The 15,271-nt window shown below is 41.0% G+C and carries 12 protein-coding genes and 1 pseudogene; 1 reads left to right on the forward strand and 12 read right to left on the reverse strand.

What is annotated here, in order from left to right; translation table 11 throughout:
- Positions 1 to 27: 27 nt before the first annotated feature.
- A complete protein-coding gene (locus ACZ48L_RS07245; protein ID WP_464721979.1) occupies positions 28 to 1,923 on the reverse strand; it encodes a helix-turn-helix domain-containing protein in 1,896 nt (631 codons plus the stop codon).
- Between the two features lie 51 nt (positions 1,924 to 1,974).
- Here ACZ48L_RS07245 and ACZ48L_RS07250 point away from each other — a divergent pair, with 51 nt between their 5' ends.
- The gene (locus ACZ48L_RS07250) at positions 1,975 to 2,901 is read left to right on the forward strand and encodes an IS982 family transposase (RefSeq protein WP_006045714.1); all 927 of its coding nucleotides are present in this window, start codon (positions 1,975 to 1,977) and stop codon (positions 2,899 to 2,901) included.
- A gap of 12 nt (positions 2,902 to 2,913) precedes the next feature.
- Here the strand turns inward: ACZ48L_RS07250 and ACZ48L_RS07255 are convergent.
- The 11 genes and pseudogenes from ACZ48L_RS07255 to ACZ48L_RS07305 form a co-directional block, all read right to left on the reverse strand.
- Positions 2,914 to 3,225, reverse strand: a pseudogene (locus ACZ48L_RS07255) (DEAD/DEAH box helicase family protein); the annotation flags it as partial.
- Between the two features lie 402 nt (positions 3,226 to 3,627).
- The gene (locus ACZ48L_RS07260; protein WP_044114093.1) at positions 3,628 to 4,383 is read right to left on the reverse strand and encodes a TIGR02757 family protein; all 756 of its coding nucleotides are present in this window, start codon (positions 4,381 to 4,383) and stop codon (positions 3,628 to 3,630) included.
- On the reverse strand, positions 4,358 to 4,810 hold the full coding sequence (gene bcp / locus ACZ48L_RS07265) for a thioredoxin-dependent thiol peroxidase (protein WP_008823671.1): 453 nt from the start codon (positions 4,808 to 4,810) through the stop codon (positions 4,358 to 4,360). Before bcp ends, ACZ48L_RS07260 begins: the two co-directional genes overlap by 26 nt.
- 92 nt (positions 4,811 to 4,902) lie before the next feature.
- On the reverse strand, positions 4,903 to 6,135 hold the full coding sequence (locus tag ACZ48L_RS07270) for an LL-diaminopimelate aminotransferase (RefSeq protein WP_025793050.1): 1,233 nt from the start codon (positions 6,133 to 6,135) through the stop codon (positions 4,903 to 4,905).
- 61 nt (positions 6,136 to 6,196) lie between these two features.
- Positions 6,197 to 7,084 carry a diaminopimelate epimerase gene (dapF, locus tag ACZ48L_RS07275; RefSeq protein WP_025793051.1) on the reverse strand — a complete coding sequence of 296 codons (888 nt, stop codon included), beginning with the start codon at positions 7,082 to 7,084 and terminating at the stop codon, positions 6,197 to 6,199.
- Positions 7,085 to 7,340: 256 nt separating this feature from the next.
- Positions 7,341 to 8,267, reverse strand: coding sequence for an IS982 family transposase (locus ACZ48L_RS07280; RefSeq protein ID WP_006045714.1), 927 nt, complete (start codon positions 8,265 to 8,267; stop codon positions 7,341 to 7,343).
- A gap of 624 nt (positions 8,268 to 8,891) precedes the next feature.
- On the reverse strand, positions 8,892 to 10,919 hold the full coding sequence (locus ACZ48L_RS07285) for a M13 family metallopeptidase (protein ID WP_025792782.1): 2,028 nt from the start codon (positions 10,917 to 10,919) through the stop codon (positions 8,892 to 8,894).
- A gap of 248 nt (positions 10,920 to 11,167) precedes the next feature.
- Positions 11,168 to 12,070 (reverse strand): hypothetical protein, encoded by a 903-nt coding sequence (locus tag ACZ48L_RS07290; RefSeq protein ID WP_025792784.1) that lies wholly within the window; start codon positions 12,068 to 12,070, stop codon positions 11,168 to 11,170.
- Positions 12,071 to 12,072: 2 nt separating this feature from the next.
- Positions 12,073 to 13,119 (reverse strand): NAD-dependent epimerase/dehydratase family protein, encoded by a 1,047-nt coding sequence (locus ACZ48L_RS07295; protein WP_464721980.1) that lies wholly within the window; start codon positions 13,117 to 13,119, stop codon positions 12,073 to 12,075.
- 17 nt (positions 13,120 to 13,136) lie between these two features.
- Positions 13,137 to 13,871, reverse strand: coding sequence for an IspD/TarI family cytidylyltransferase (locus ACZ48L_RS07300; protein WP_025792785.1), 735 nt, complete (start codon positions 13,869 to 13,871; stop codon positions 13,137 to 13,139).
- Positions 13,872 to 13,948: 77 nt separating this feature from the next.
- Positions 13,949 to 14,779 (reverse strand): LicD family protein, encoded by an 831-nt coding sequence (locus tag ACZ48L_RS07305; RefSeq protein ID WP_025792787.1) that lies wholly within the window; start codon positions 14,777 to 14,779, stop codon positions 13,949 to 13,951.
- Positions 14,780 to 15,271 lie beyond the last annotated feature (492 nt).

The following is a 15,271-nucleotide window of genomic DNA, read 5'->3' on the forward strand; positions in this document are numbered from 1 at the left end:
TGAAACAGCCTATTTTTTTTGTTTTTATTAAGGCATTGGAGCCTTTAAGACAAGAAGAATTTCTTCGTAAGTTATGTCTGAAGGACATAATTCTTTGATAACTTTTAGTCCTTTTGCCTGTCCTACGGCTTTAGCAATCCGCCTTATTAGACTCACTTTGGCTGGTTCTACGATTTCTTCTATCTTTATTTGTCCGTTGGCGACGTATGTTGCGAGGTGACCTTCAATGGTTACAGGGGTTAATCCACGCTCTTTAGCAATTTGTTTTATGCTTTTACCTTCTTTAAATAGGTTATAGCTTATCTCTGCTGAAGCCCCTTTGGGTGCTTTGTTTTTCTCTTTCTTTCTACCTTTTTTCTCCTTTTCATCGTCTAAACTGTTAAGTATTGCATTCTGCTTTGCCTCCAAGTAGTTGGTAATAGTGAATGTCTCAGCTATCATCGTGCTGAGTAATTCTTGTTTGATAATAAGAGTTTGTTGTAAATCAGAGTAGGTATTTTCGAATCTTTTGGCTGCTACTTTATTGTTCGTCTGCACATCTTTAGTTATTTCTAACGTGTGATTGAATAGTTCTGTGAGCTGACTATGAAAGTATAACGCACCCTTTTTGATTCTCTCAAGGAACATTTCTTCTTTTAATTGGTTGCTATTCAACTGGCAGATTTGGTCTTTCCACTTGTAGGAGATGCTTATAACCTTGTCATCAAGGTCTGTTTGCGTCATTTTATGTAAGCCTATAATCTTTGAATATTTGTAGAAATACTCCATTAAAACCCTAAAAAGGGCAGCTTCTTCCTTCCTTAGTTCCTCGAAATCGAATAGTTCTAAGAGTAAATCTCGGTAATATTCCTCTTTTAATGTGGGTAGAGCAGCTATGCTTTTCTCTGCTTGTTCTGTCTGATGACAGATGTATTCATTTACATTTTTATCATTTATAATGGCTTGGTTACCAATAGGAGAAGCAAGAACTAGCCCCTCTAATGTCTTGCAACGGCTCAAAGCGACATATACTTGTCCCGAAGCAAATGCTGCTTGTGCGTCAATAATAGCATGTTCGAAGGTCAATCCTTGACTTTTATGTATGGTAATAGCCCATGCAAGACGTAGAGGATATTGCTTGAATGTCCCCTGTACCTCAGCTTCTATTTGTTTTGTCTGTTCATTTAGAGTGTATTTAGTATTCTCCCAGGTTTCTATTTCAACCTCAATAGCCTTGTTATCACCTGGGCATAGTACCAATATCTTATGTTCATCAACGTATGTGACATGTCCAATCCGCCCATTATAATAACGTCCATTATTATCATTCCTAATAAACATTACCTGTGCTCCAACCTTCAAAGTGAGTGTATAATCAGCGGGGTAGTTATATTCTGGGAATGTCCCCTCGGTCTGTGCACGGAAAGAAAACGCTTTGTTAGGTAGGCTGCGTAACTGTTCTTCATTGTAACTCTCGGCTGTTCGGTTGTGCGTTGTCAGTCGTATATAGTCACTTCCAGCCTCAGGTTGGAATGAAGGATCGTATCTTTCGTTGAGTTTCTGTAGGTCAGCACTTGATGCTTTACCTTCTCTTATATTATTAAGGAGAGTAATGAACCCACTATCCTGTTGTCTGTAGACATGTGTGAGTTCTATGGTTACATAGTTGATGGCCTGTAATGCCTTTGAAGCAAAGAAGTAGGGAGTGTCATAATAGCGTTGTAATAGAGCCTCTTCTTCAGCAGTTACTACGGGAGTAAGCTGCTGTAAATCACCGATCATCAGCAACTGTACACCTCCAAAGGGCTTATTGTGGTCTCGATATCGGCGTAAGACAGAATCCATTGCATCCAAAACATCAGCCCTTACCATACTTATCTCATCAATTATAAGTACGCGAGTTCGGGATAAGAAAAGGCTTGAAAAAGTTGGTAATCTCGTCAAAAATTCGTATCTTTATAGGTGAAAATCAATAGATTACAAGATTTTTGAACGATGATTACCAAGGACAAAGTTACTGAAATTTTCTGTATAATCGACGAGTTTGATAAGAATTTGAGTGCCGAATTAGCGAAAAACCTGCGTCTACCGTCCCATAACAGTGACGGCAAACGCTACCGAAACCGCAAGGGCAGACTCTCGGAAAGTGAGATTATGACCATTTTGGTATGCTATCATTTCGGCGCATATCGCAATTTCAAGGAGTATTATTTGAATTGGGTCAAAGGGGTGATGCGTCAGGATTTTCCCGACGCGGTTTCCTATAACCGCTTCGTTGAACTCATGCCAAGAGTGTTCTTTAAGATGATGCTGTTCATGAAGCTCTATGCCTTCGGCAAGTGTACGGGTATAACATTCGTTGACAGCACAATGATACCCGTATGTCACAATGTACGACGATATTACAACAAAGTCTTTGCCGGCCTCGCCAAGGACGGAAAGGGTACCATGGGCTGGTGTCATGGATTCAAGCTGCACCTGCTATGCAATGATTCTGGTGAAGTGATAACGTTCTGTCTTACAGGAGCAAATGTGGATGACAGAGATAGCAGGGTATGGACGGTATTTGCAAAGGTCTTATTTGGGAAGATCTTTGCTGATAGAGGGTACATCAAGCAGGAACTCTTTGATAGTCTGTTCAGTCAAGGTATCCAACTCGTTCATGGGCTCAAGGCTAAGATGAAGAACAAACTGATGCCTATGTGGGACAAGATTATGCTGAGGAAAAGATACATTATCGAGTGCATTAACGAACTACTCAAGAACAAAGCCAACCTTGTTCACTCAAGACACCGCTCGATACACAACTTTATCATGAACTTGTGTTCTGCCCTTACAGCATACTGCTTCTTTGAGAACAAGCCAGAGGCACTGCCAGTGTATGTGGAAAAATCAAGGCAGTTGGAACTTTTTTCATACTAAACTTATCCCGAACTCAAGTATAAGTAAGTCAAGTGTACGTATTATCTTGCGTTTCTCCTTGCTAAAAGCATATCTTTTCGTAACATTTATCTCTGGAAGGAAAGGTGAAAGTGGTAATTGGAAGAATGAGTGGATTGTCATTCCTCCTGCATTGATTGCTGCAACACCTGTTGGAGCAACGATAAGACTTCTCTTTGTGCTATGTTTTTTGACGGCACGAAGGAAGGTTGTCTTTCCTGTTCCTGCCTTTCCTGTCAGGAAAACGCTTATTCCTGTGTGTTCAACAAAGTCCCATGCGTTACGTGAGTCTTGGTTTCTTTCCATTATAAAGTCTCTCCTTTTTATAGAAAACAAAGGTAACTTAAATTATTGATAACTGCAAGTTTTGCGTGCTTGACGTATGTCAACCTACTTGATACATCGCAAAAAAGAACCAAGAAAAGCGTGTTTGATATAGTATTTCTTTGCTTGTAACAACCATTGTCACTATCTTTGCACTCGTAAAAGATTAAGGATAACATTAAAGAATCGGAGGCAAAGGGTCTCCACAAAGGTAAAAAGATTATGATTTCAGTAGTATTAGCAGCTGTAGTATTAGCAGCATCAGTAGCAAAGGCAGTAAGTATTAATAATAAGATGGCTGCCTAATCTTAAGCATGATTTAGAAATTTGAGAGTAAACGACACAGTCCTGGCTTCACTTTGTGGGGTCAGGACTTTTGCTTTGTTAATGGTTTATGCCATATCCAAAGAGTGCGAAGTCTGCTTTTAATGGGTCATCTGGGAATACTTCCCGAAGTTTTGAAGTTAATTTCTGTGCTGAAGCCATCGTAGCAGACTTGCTTGTGAGGAGCTTAAGGCGCATGGCTTGTTGAATGACATGCGTGTCAAGCGGCATAATGAGCGACCGTTTATCAATCAATTCGCCCCATATTCCTAAGTCAACAGGAGAGTCTGTTCTTACCATCCATCGTAAGAACATACATACTCGTTTGCAACATGACAGTGTATTCTTAGGAATTATTCCTTTAACATCATGTTGATAGAAATAATGACACAATGCTTCTATGGCTGTGAAAGCACTCTTTGGTTCTGTTTGCTCTGACGTTTCAGCATATCTACGTATGTAGTTTTCCATGTCACCGTATTCCTGATACATCTTTTGTAGTGCCTGAAAGAGGTCTATCATCATACTGTTTGTGTATAAACGATAGTAGCATCTGTCATCATCAGGTATATCCAGTCTGTATTTTCCTTTGAGAATCCATTCATATGGTTCAGCATGTGAACAGTCTAAGAGGTGCTGAATGCGTGGGAGAAAAGCCTTTCTTGCTCCATAACTCAAACAGGAGGCGATGAAAGCCATCGTCTCCTGATTTCTTTTTCCTACCACTTGGTGCATGAACCATGCAGGATCACCTTGTAGAAAATCAACTGTCTCGTATTGATCAGCCAGTTTATTCAGCAAGGATTTGTGCCGCATGATCTTTTGTCTTTATCTGTTTTGGTCCGATAATACGCTCAATGATTCCATCTTCATTGATGATAAACGTGGTACGGAATGTCCCCATATAGGTGCGTCCATACATCTTTTTCTCACCATATACCCCAAAAGTCTTAACTAATTTCAGGTCAGTGTCAGCGATAAGTGGGAACGGAAGCTCATTCTTCTCAATGAATTTCTTGTGTGATTTCTCATCTTGTATGCTAACACCAATAATGACATAGCCCTTTTTCTTCAGCTCTGTATAGTTGTCGCGCAGGTTGCATGCCTGTGCTGTACAGCCTGAAGTGAGGTCTTTAGGATAGAAATAGAGTGCAATTTTCTTTCCTTTGTAGTCACTCAACTTTATCTCTTTTCCGTCTTGGTCAGTGCCCAGAACCTCTGGGGCCTTATCTCCTACGTTCATATTTATTCTTGTTTATTGATTAATACTTCATCCGCAAAGATACGGAAAGATTTGAAAAGATTACAAGAAGCAGGACTAAAACATTCTAAAAATTATGCCTTGAGCCATTCTTTGATGCGACGCATAGCTTCAATACAGTCGTTACGGTCACCGAAACTGGTAAGACGAATGAAGCCTTCACCAGCTAATCCGAAGCCAACACCTGGTGTGCAGACTACTTGAGCACCATATAGCATCTGTTCAAAGAACTTCCATGATGGTGTGTTTTCTGGTGTCTTAACCCAAAGGTAGGGTGCATTTTCACCACCATATACCGTCAGCCCAAGTTCTGTCAACCCTTCACGCATGATCCGTGCATTCTCCATGTAGTATGCAATGGTCTGTTTTATCTGTTCTTTTCCTTCTGGAGTATAGATTGCTTCAGCGGCACGCTGTGAGATATAGCTTGTTCCATTGAACTTCGTACATTGCCGGCGGTCCCAGAAAGGAGCCAGTTCAACACGCTTACCATCCATTGTTGCAGCCGTCAGTTCCTTAGGAATGACTGTATATCCACAGCGTACACCGGTGAAACCGGCGGTTTTACTAAAGCTATGGAACTCTATGGCAACTTTCTTTGCACCACGAATTTCGTAGATAGAGTGTGGAATTTCAGAGTCTCTGATATAGGCTTCGTATGCTGCATCATAGAAGATGATGGAGTCATTCTTTATGGCGTAGTTTACCCACTTGCGTAGTTCATCCTTCGAAATGACTGTACCTGTTGGGTTATTAGGGTAACAGAGGTAAATCATGTCAACCCTATGGTCTGGAATCTGTGGTATAAACTGATTGCTTTCATTGCATGGCAGGTAAGTAACGTTGCTCCATTTGCCGTTTTCGAATACCCCTGCACGACCATTCATTACGTTAGAATCGATGTATACTGGGTAAATTGGGTCTGAAACAGCCATAGAGTTGTCCCAGCGCACAAGTTCTCCAATGTTACCTGTATCGCTTTTTGCACCGTCATTTACGAAGACTTCACTGGGGTCTAAGTGTATTCCACGTGCTAGATAGTCGTTCTTTACGATGGCTTCACGCAACCACAGATAGCCTTGCTCTGGTCCATAACCGTGGAAATGTTCCTTCGTTGCCATGTCATCAACGGCTTTATGCATGGCTTGGATCACTGCTGGGGCGAGCGGTTGGGTAACGTCACCAATGCCTAAGCTGATGACGTTGGCTTCAGGATGCGTAGCCTTGAAGGCATTTACTTTCTTTGCAATGTCGGCAAAGAGATAATTCTTTTGTAGTTTCAGGAAGTGTTCGTTAACTAATGCCATATTCTTTTTGGGTTATTGGGGGATGATTTAATTCTAAGTCTATCCGTAGATGATATTATTGTTATAGGAGAATCTCTCCTTCATAAGCAAATTCGGCTGGCCCACTCATATAGATATGATTGTCGTTTCTCCATTCTATCGTTAGTGTTCCGCCATCCATTTCAATTTCAACAGGCTTCGATTGGTCAGCGAGATGATTCATTATTGCTGCTGTAGCCGTGGCACAAGCTCCTGTCCCACATGCCATTGTGATACCGCTACCACGCTCCCATACGCGAGTACGGAGGTGATTGTCTGCCGTAAGACAAGCAAATTCAATGTTACAACGCTCGGGAAAGGCTGCATTATGTTCAAGTTCTTTGCCGATGGTGGTGAGTTCTTCGTCTGTAAGAGACAACGTTTTACTCTTTATTTTATCCTTATCGAGGAAAACAACAAAGTGTGGATTGCCCATACTAACAAAGGTTGGGCGTATTTGTTTACTATCAGCCAAAGGCAGATTGTATGTAGAGAGGTCTGGTGTTGTACCCGTAAATTGCTCGGGAACATCCATATGAGGCTCCAGCATGTCAACCGTTACAGAGGCAACGTGCTGTTTGTCAGCTGTCAGATGCAGGTTGAGTATTTTTATTCCTGATGCTGTTTGCAGACGGATATTTGTCTTTTTAGTGAGTCCTTTCTCATAAAGATACTTTCCGATGCACCTACTTGCATTTCCGCACATCATGGCTTCAGACCCGTCGGCATTGAAAATACGCATGCGATAGTCGGCTTCTTCTGTCGTTGGTTTGCCTATCAGGACTAATCCATCACTGCCTATACCTGTGTGACGGTGACTCCATGCTATTGCAGCGGCGTTGGGATCAGGGATATCATACGCTAATGTGTTAACGTAAATATAGTCATTCCCTGCACCATGCATCTTTGTGAACTTGATAGTCTTTGTCATTTTCCAGTCTGTTTACCTTATTTTCTATACCTGTGCTGTTATCTCATGTGCAAATATACGATGTTTCTATGAAAAACAAAGTAAAAGAAAAGTGATATTACTAACGATTTGTAGGATTAGGTTAATTTGTTAGTTTATTGCTTGCTTTGGTATGTATGTGTGTGATTTGGTAATATTTTAGTTAAGATGTGTAGTAGCTTGTCTGTGCTTTGTGCGGCTGGTGGCAGTGTTTCTTATACTTGAGTTCGGGATAAGTTTAGTATGAAAAAAGTTCCAACTGCCTTGATTTTTCCACATACACTGGCAGTGCCTCTGGCTTGTTCTCAAAGAAGCAGTATGCTGTAAGGGCAGAACACAAGTTCATGATAAAGTTGTGTATCGAGCGGTGTCTTGAGTGAACAAGGTTGGCTTTGTTCTTGAGTAGTTCGTTAATGCACTCGATAATGTATCTTTTCCTCAGCATAATCTTGTCCCACATAGGCATCAGTTTGTTCTTCATCTTAGCCTTGAGCCCATGAACGAGTTGGATACCTTGACTGAACAGACTATCAAAGAGTTCCTGCTTGATGTACCCTCTATCAGCAAAGATCTTCCCAAATAAGACCTTTGCAAATACCGTCCATACCCTGCTATCTCTGTCATCCACATTTGCTCCTGTAAGACAGAACGTTATCACTTCACCAGAATCATTGCATAGCAGGTGCAGCTTGAATCCATGACACCAGCCCATGGTACCCTTTCCGTCCTTGGCGAGGCCGGCAAAGACTTTGTTGTAATATCGTCGTACATTGTGACATACGGGTATCATTGTGCTGTCAACGAATGTTATACCCGTACACTTGCCGAAGGCATAGAGCTTCATGAACAGCATCATCTTAAAGAACACTCTTGGCATGAGTTCAACGAAGCGGTTATAGGAAACCGCGTCGGGAAAATCCTGACGCATCACCCCTTTGACCCAATTCAAATAATACTCCTTGAAATTGCGATATGCGCCGAAATGATAGCATACCAAAATGGTCATAATCTCACTTTCCGAGAGTCTGCCCTTGCGGTTTCGGTAGCGTTTGCCGTCACTGTTATGGGACGGTAGACGCAGGTTTTTCGCTAATTCGGCACTCAAATTCTTATCAAACTCGTCGATTATACAGAAAATTTCAGTAACTTTGTCCTTGGTAATCATCGTTCAAAAATCTTGTAATCTATTGATTTTCACCTATAAAGATACGAATTTTTGACGAGATTACCAACTTTTTCAAGCCTTTTCTTATCCCGAACTCGCGTTTCTTATGGTCTTTCTGTTTCTTCTATAGCGAACTTTGTAGCTTAATGGGGTAGGGTTCTCATTTGTGTGAAGTTGATATTACGTGCTTCAAAACTGTTTTCTTTTAGTGGAAGAGGCATATAACGTGGCTCATGAAATATACTTACAGAAAAGGAACTGTGTGTTGTTCTTAAACAAAGGAAATCACTTTGTTTGCAGTTTTGTAATATTTTGATAATCAATAGGTTGCGAAACGGAAAGTGAAAGACGCCCTTTTGCATTGTAAAAGGGCACCTTTTGCGTTGTAAAAGATGCCCTTTTGAATGGTAAAAGACGCCCTTTTAGAACGCAAAAGAGCCCCTTTTAAAGTCGAATTGTGAATTTATATTACATAATAGGGATGTTCCTTCTTTTATAGTCGTAATCTATATATGTTCTAATCAGTGGTTAGAGTGGTAACAATAGAGCCCTTTCATTTCTTTAAACACAAAAAAAGAGCATGCCGAAGCATACTCTTTTCTGTTTTATTTAAGTCTGTTGTGCTTACCAGATGTGAGCACGCTGAGCCTGAGGAACGAAGAGTTTATCGCCTTCCTTTACGTTGAATGCCTTGTACCAACTGTCAATCATTGGTAAAGCAGCATTGACGCGGCTTACATTTGGTGAGTGAACATCAGAGTTTACGATGTAAGCAACGAACTGAGGAGCCACGTTGCTTGCCCAAACACGTCCCCATGCAAGGAAGAAACGCTGGTCAGGAGTGAAGCCATCCTTGTCTGTTAATGGGTTCTGTTTCATACTATTCTGCAGTGCACGGTATGCAACGTTGAGTCCACCATTGTCACCAATGTTCTCACCTAGGGTCTTTTCGCCATTAACATGTAGTCCTGGCATAACCTCTTGTTTGTTAAACCAGTCAACAAGGACCTTTGTACGGGCGTTATAGTTCTTCTTATCTTCTTCTGTCCACCAGTTCTTCATATTGCCATCTTTATCAAACTGGCAGCCTTGATCATCGAAACCATGGCTCATCTCGTGGCCAATTACGGCGCCAATAGCTCCATAGTTAGCTGCATCATCAACCTCTGGGTCGAAGAATGGAGGCTGTAGAATAGCTGCAGGGAAGTTGATACTGTTCGTAGTTGGGTCATAATAAGCATTGACAGTCTGTGGTGTCATGTGCCATTCCTTCTTGTCAACAGGCTTACCCCAGCGCTTTGCAATACGATATTTATGTGCTGCTTCCTGTACACCCTTTACGTTTTCGAAGAGTGTCTTTGCATCATCAATGACGAAAACACTATCAATATTCTGCCATTTGTCAGGATATCCAATCTTGATATCGAAGGCATTCAGTTTCTCCAGCGCCTTAGTTTTAGTTGCAGGAGTCATCCATGTGTTCTCTTCAATGCGCTGAGCAAAAGCTTGCTGCAGGTTCTTTACGAGTTCAATCATACGATGTTTGCTGCTCTCTGGGAAGTATTTCTGTACGTAGAGCTTACCAACAGCCTCGCCCATGATACCCTGTACGAATGACAATGCACGCTTCCAACGTGGCTGCTGTTGCTTAACGCCGTATGCAACCTTTGTATATTCGAACTGGCGATTGCTGAAATTGTCTGATAACATACCTGATGCGCTTGATATAACAGCAAGTTCCATGTATGCTTTCAGCGACTCTAATGGGGCAGTTGTGAGGATTTTCTCTACCTCATGTACTGGTTCTGGCTGACCAACATCCACCTTTCCACCATTGTTAGGATATCCATTGACTTTCAAAAGATAGTTCCAGTCAATTGCTGGATAGTCTTTTAAGAGCTTTTCCCATGTCATTGGGTGGTAGTTAGCTTGTGGATCACGTGACTTAACCTGGTCATAGCTAACCTTTGCTATCTGGTTTTCGAGTGCCCACTCTGCTTCCATCTTCTTCTTTGCTTCGATAGGAGAGTTGCCAACCATCTTGAAGAAGTCGTTGTTCAGGCTCTTGTAAGCTGCGACAACAGCCTTCTGCTGCTCGTTAGGTTTGGTGTAATACTCTGGATCTAACCCTATTCCGCCTTGTGATACACCAATGATATAACGGTCAGAATTCATCGCATCAACTGTCATTCCAAAGCCTACAGGGAAGGTACCGTAGCCCTTTGCATCAAGATCATACATCAGTTTGATGAGTTCCTTACGGTTCTTTGCAGCACGAATCTTTGCCAATACAGGCTTGATTGGTGCGTATCCATCGCGATTACGACGTGTACTATCCATATAAAGGTTATAGATAGAGGCAATCTTCTGTGCTACTGTGCCTTGCTTCTGTGGCTTCTTTGCATAGTCCTCTACCATCTCACGGATGCGTTTCTTGTTCAGTTCTTCCAAGTCAACGAATGCTCCGTTCAATGGATGTTCGGCATCTAATGGGTGAGTCTTCATCCAATTACCTGCTGCATACTCATAGAAATTCTCTCCAGGCTTCACTGAAAGGTCCATATTGTTCCTATCAATGCCTGATTTCAGACCCTGTGCCATAGCTGATGTGGCTATGAAAGAGGCCGCTAAGAATAGTGTTCTTGCTTTCATGTGTTTACTATTTATGTATTGAAATCTTATGTTTTCTTCTGTTAACATACCTCGTATAATTTACAAAGATAGTCAAAATTGAGTAATTCTTTTTCCTTTAGATACTCTTTTTGGGTAAAAACTACATCTATGTGTTATACTTTTAAGTATTTTAACATATTGTTTTTGATTGAGTAATGATGTGTTTTGTCTTGCAGGTGGTATCTTTTTGACATAAAAAAGGCCATCAAAAACTAATTATTGATGGTCTAAATCTTTTCTTTTAGCTTCTGAAAGCGTTGCTGACAGTGCTGTTTATAATTGAATTTGAATAGATGTTTCTCAATCTTTCGTATGTTATAGACGAGTGAAAAGTAAATGTTGTCCCACGGTTTGGTTGGTCCATCTGTGTAAATAGAGCGTGGAATACGAACGAAATAGAGGTCAGCAATGGTGTCAAAGGCTGAAAATTGCCGATGATTTCGCTCAAAAAGCCACACTTCTGAGTAGAAACGGTTGACTGAAATGATGTCTTTTTCAAAGTCGGGGAGCGTCTTTAAGTAGTCAGACTTTGCCCACCAGAAGCTGCCAGAGTACATTGTATAGTGTCGGGGAGGCCATCGATAACAGCTATATGTATCGAATCCATCGGTCAAAACGTTGACTGCTACTTGCCATTTGTCGAAGATAAAGTACTCTAACATCTCTCTCCACGCATCAATTTTTTGTTTGAAGGATAGGAATTGTCTGTCGTTTGTGGTGAGAGACTGGTATGATATCCCCTTGGTATGGAAGTAATAGACAAGGCTTTCTTCTCGTTCTGAAAGCCGTTTGATAAACTCCAATGCTGGATATTCGTATCTTTTAGGGTCGGAAATGTCCGATATAATCTCGATTTTATCGCTGTTTATCAGTTGTTTTAGCTGCTCTACATCTGATGGTTTAGCGGCAATACAGCTTATATATAGTGTCTTTGTAGCTGCTAAGAGACCACTTTCTTTGAGATTCTCTATCTGCTTTTTAACTAATGTAGGCCACCCTGTATCCAACATAACATGGTAAACTCCATAGATAGGAAGTGGAGTAGAGGGTGTATGTTCCCATTCTTTTAAGTCCTTACGTTTGTAAACGTGGAAGAGACTTGTCGTTATCCTTTTATATAAGTTGCTCATGTCTACTCCTCTTTCATGGAGGTTATCAGTCGATTAAACATCTCTTTTAACCCGTAATAGGGCTTCCAACCCAGTTGAATGATACGTTCTGCACTAAGACGAAGCTTTGTTGTTGGTGAATAACCTAAGCCTTCTTGTGGTTGTATTACTACTCTTGTTCTCTCTGGATTGAAGTTTTTTACAACGAATTCAGCCATGTCTCGGATGGAGATGTATGTCTTTTCATTCGCTACATTATATGCTTCACCATCCTTTCCACGCAACAAAACGTAAAGCATAGCAGTGATTGCATCCATCGTATAGCAGTAACACCGACAGAGATTGCCAGTTGTATGCAGGATAATGTCCTCATTATTGATAACACTTCGGGCAAATTGTGCAAAGACACGGTTGTCGTTTTTGCTGACTCCTGCACCGAATGTCTGGGCTAACCGTGCTACTTTAACGGGTGTTCCGTACTCTTTTGCATAGTTATGGCACAATGCTTCAGCTGCTCTCTTTGCTAATGGGTAGCTACTTCGGGCTGACATTGGGTTGAGATAGCCTTGCATATCTTCAGTAAGTGGTCGACTATCATCAGTTACAGTGCCATATACCTCTAAGGTTGATGCTAAGACAACAGATGTCAGGTTTGCTTTCTGAGCATATGAAAGGACGTTTTGCATTCCATAATATACCGTATTCATCGTTTCTACAGGCTTATCTATGAAGTCTTTTGAAGCAGTAGGTGCAGCAAAATGGAATAGATAATCTGCTGAATTGGATGGTAAAAATGGTTCTGAAGAGGAGAAATCGTACTCATAATAGGTTATCTCTTTGCATTCTTCACCAAACATTGCAACAGCTTTCTGTGGGTCTCTTATAACGGCAATGACATGTAATTGAATTCCTTTCTCTCTGTATAAGGATAGCAGACAACGTACCATACAGGATCCTAATAGTCCTGTTGCACCTGTTATGACAATCTTCTTGCCCTCCAATTCTTTGCTTAATGCAAAGCTATTGGCAAACGTTTTAATGTCTTCTTCTAATGTCTTATTATGCGTCATAGCTATGTTGTGGTCCTTTACAACCCAAATATCTGTTGATCTTCGTGGACTTTTACCATTGCACGGAGTACGAAAAAGTCGGTTGGTGTTGTGATTTTGATGTTCTCCATAGGCCCAATGATAGTCCCAAGTCTATATCCATAATGGCTCATCATTGTACATGAATCGATGAAATCGTTCTTTTTTTCATCAATGGCACGCCTATGTGCCGTGAGAATATCTGATAGAAGGAAACTCTGTGGGGCACGTGCTATCAGAGAATCTGCCCGTGATGGGATCTCTAAAGACCCATCATGCTGCTTCACAACAAGAGTCTCTGTGGCAGGAATACATGTGATGCAACTGCCAACTTCATCCACTTTATTGATATTGTCAGTGATGGTTTCTTCCGTGATGAGTGGTCGGACACCATCGTGAATGAGGACGGTTGTATCGTCAGGTGCTACATTCTTACTTTTAATATAAGCTTCTGTTGCACACAAACCATTATAGATGGATGCCTGCCCAGACTCCCCTCCAGGTACAATCTTCACTACTTTGTTTATCTCAAACTTACGAAGTTGTTTCTCAAGGAACGGAATCCAGCTCTCAATACACGCAACAACGATAGCGTCTATACCAGGATGATTGTCGAATAATTCCAACGTATAGATGATAATTGGCTTCCCATTGAGGTCGAGAAACTGCTTTGGGCGTGACTTAGTGTGCATCCGAAGCCCAGAGCCTCCTGCAAATATTACTGCAATATTCATTTTCTTACGAAGTTAAAAGGGGTAAAGAAGTTATGTGAAGTTAAGAGATGTCTGGTTATTAATAAATAGTTTAAACCTTATTTGAATATCACATCCACCTTATGGCGGTCTCTTTTATCCTTTGGTGGTAGGTCCATGTAATTGCCATAAGCAATGCGACAAAGTTCGTCAGGGTCTGCCGGACCTTCGAAAGTGTACCCTTCAAAGACGATATCTTTGTGTGGAATCATGCATCGACGAGGGTTTTGCTCATAGAACCATGCGCCATAAGAGTGCATGTAAAGGTCTGGATTACCAAATATTCTACCAATCCATCGGAAACTTGGAAAGACTATATGGTGCAGGAATTTATAACTTATCTGTGCCAATATAGGGTGTCGACCGGCAAACTTCAGGTTGACATTAACAGAGAGTTTAGCAGCAAGATGCTGCAACCATGGAATCATATAACCTTCATATGGGAAGATATCAATGTGTAATCCTCTGTATTTTTGTGCCTCATGTACATGTCGATTCTCACTGTTGTTGGCTTCATGACTGCGGTTTTCACTCTTTAAATCGCGCAAGCAAGCCCACTCTTTGTAAAAGCCAGGGTCTGTATCATTGTCTTGCAGAACATATTGAGGGTGTGGATGTGCCTTCATATAGTCACAAAGTCGTTTGAAATCCTTTTGACTAACGACCATGTCTATATCATCATCCCATGGGATGAAGCCCCCATGACGCAGTGCTCCCAGTACGTTTCCACCGTCAAGACGGCATGGAACACCAATCTTTTTTGCTGTCTCTTGCAAATAGATAGCCATGTCAAGCAGTCGGAGTTGTGCACGTCTTAGCACAGATCCGTCTGGATTATAATCGTTCCGAAGTGTCTCTTGGGTCTCTCCTGTATTGAAAGTCTCTATCATTCTTTGCTGTTATAGATGTTGCAAAGATAATAAAACTTTATGATTTCCCTTGTTCTTATTACTAATTAAATATGTGGAAGACTACACAAGACGCCTGCGTCAGGCTTAGTAATGGTGTTAACGCTTATGATAAATGCTCATTCCATGTTGATATTCTCGAAACCAATATCTTGTGCAAAGGTGGGAAAAGAACCATGAATAGGAGTATTATAAAGTAGGATTCCCTCATGTTTATGTGTGAAATAACATGGCACTTATTATATTATAGTCTATAATAGGTTAATAAATAGTTTATTACCTGATGCTCTAATAGAATGTAAACTATACTGAAGTAGGGGATTATATGTCTGTTTCAAAGCTATATATCTTTCTTTTATTGATAAGAATCTCCTACTCGTTCAAAGGTGATTAGCACATAGACTTGATAATTATGGCTATCAATAGAATAGTTGCATATACGTTTTCTTGTTGTATACCAAGCTGAGTGAGGCT

Source organism: Prevotella histicola (genome assembly GCF_055385135.1).

Coding starts and splice junctions, on each gene's coding strand:
- bcp (WP_008823671.1), bottom strand. CDS start 4,810: ATGAACGTAGGAGATAAGGCCCCAGAGGTTCTGGGCACTGACCAAGAC.
- ACZ48L_RS07270 (WP_025793050.1), bottom strand. CDS start 6,135: ATGGCATTAGTTAACGAACACTTCCTGAAACTACAAAAGAATTATCTC.
- ACZ48L_RS07280 (WP_006045714.1), bottom strand. CDS start 8,267: ATGATTACCAAGGACAAAGTTACTGAAATTTTCTGTATAATCGACGAG.
- ACZ48L_RS07260 (WP_044114093.1), bottom strand. CDS start 4,383: ATGCGGCACAAATCCTTGCTGAATAAACTGGCTGATCAATACGAGACA.
- ACZ48L_RS07300 (WP_025792785.1), bottom strand. CDS start 13,871: ATGAATATTGCAGTAATATTTGCAGGAGGCTCTGGGCTTCGGATGCAC.
- dapF (WP_025793051.1), bottom strand. CDS start 7,084: ATGACAAAGACTATCAAGTTCACAAAGATGCATGGTGCAGGGAATGAC.
- ACZ48L_RS07285 (WP_025792782.1), bottom strand. CDS start 10,919: ATGAAAGCAAGAACACTATTCTTAGCGGCCTCTTTCATAGCCACATCA.
- ACZ48L_RS07250 (WP_006045714.1), top strand. CDS start 1,975: ATGATTACCAAGGACAAAGTTACTGAAATTTTCTGTATAATCGACGAG.
- ACZ48L_RS07305 (WP_025792787.1), bottom strand. CDS start 14,779: ATGATAGAGACTTTCAATACAGGAGAGACCCAAGAGACACTTCGGAAC.
- ACZ48L_RS07295 (WP_464721980.1), bottom strand. CDS start 13,119: ATGACGCATAATAAGACATTAGAAGAAGACATTAAAACGTTTGCCAAT.
- ACZ48L_RS07290 (WP_025792784.1), bottom strand. CDS start 12,070: ATGAGCAACTTATATAAAAGGATAACGACAAGTCTCTTCCACGTTTAC.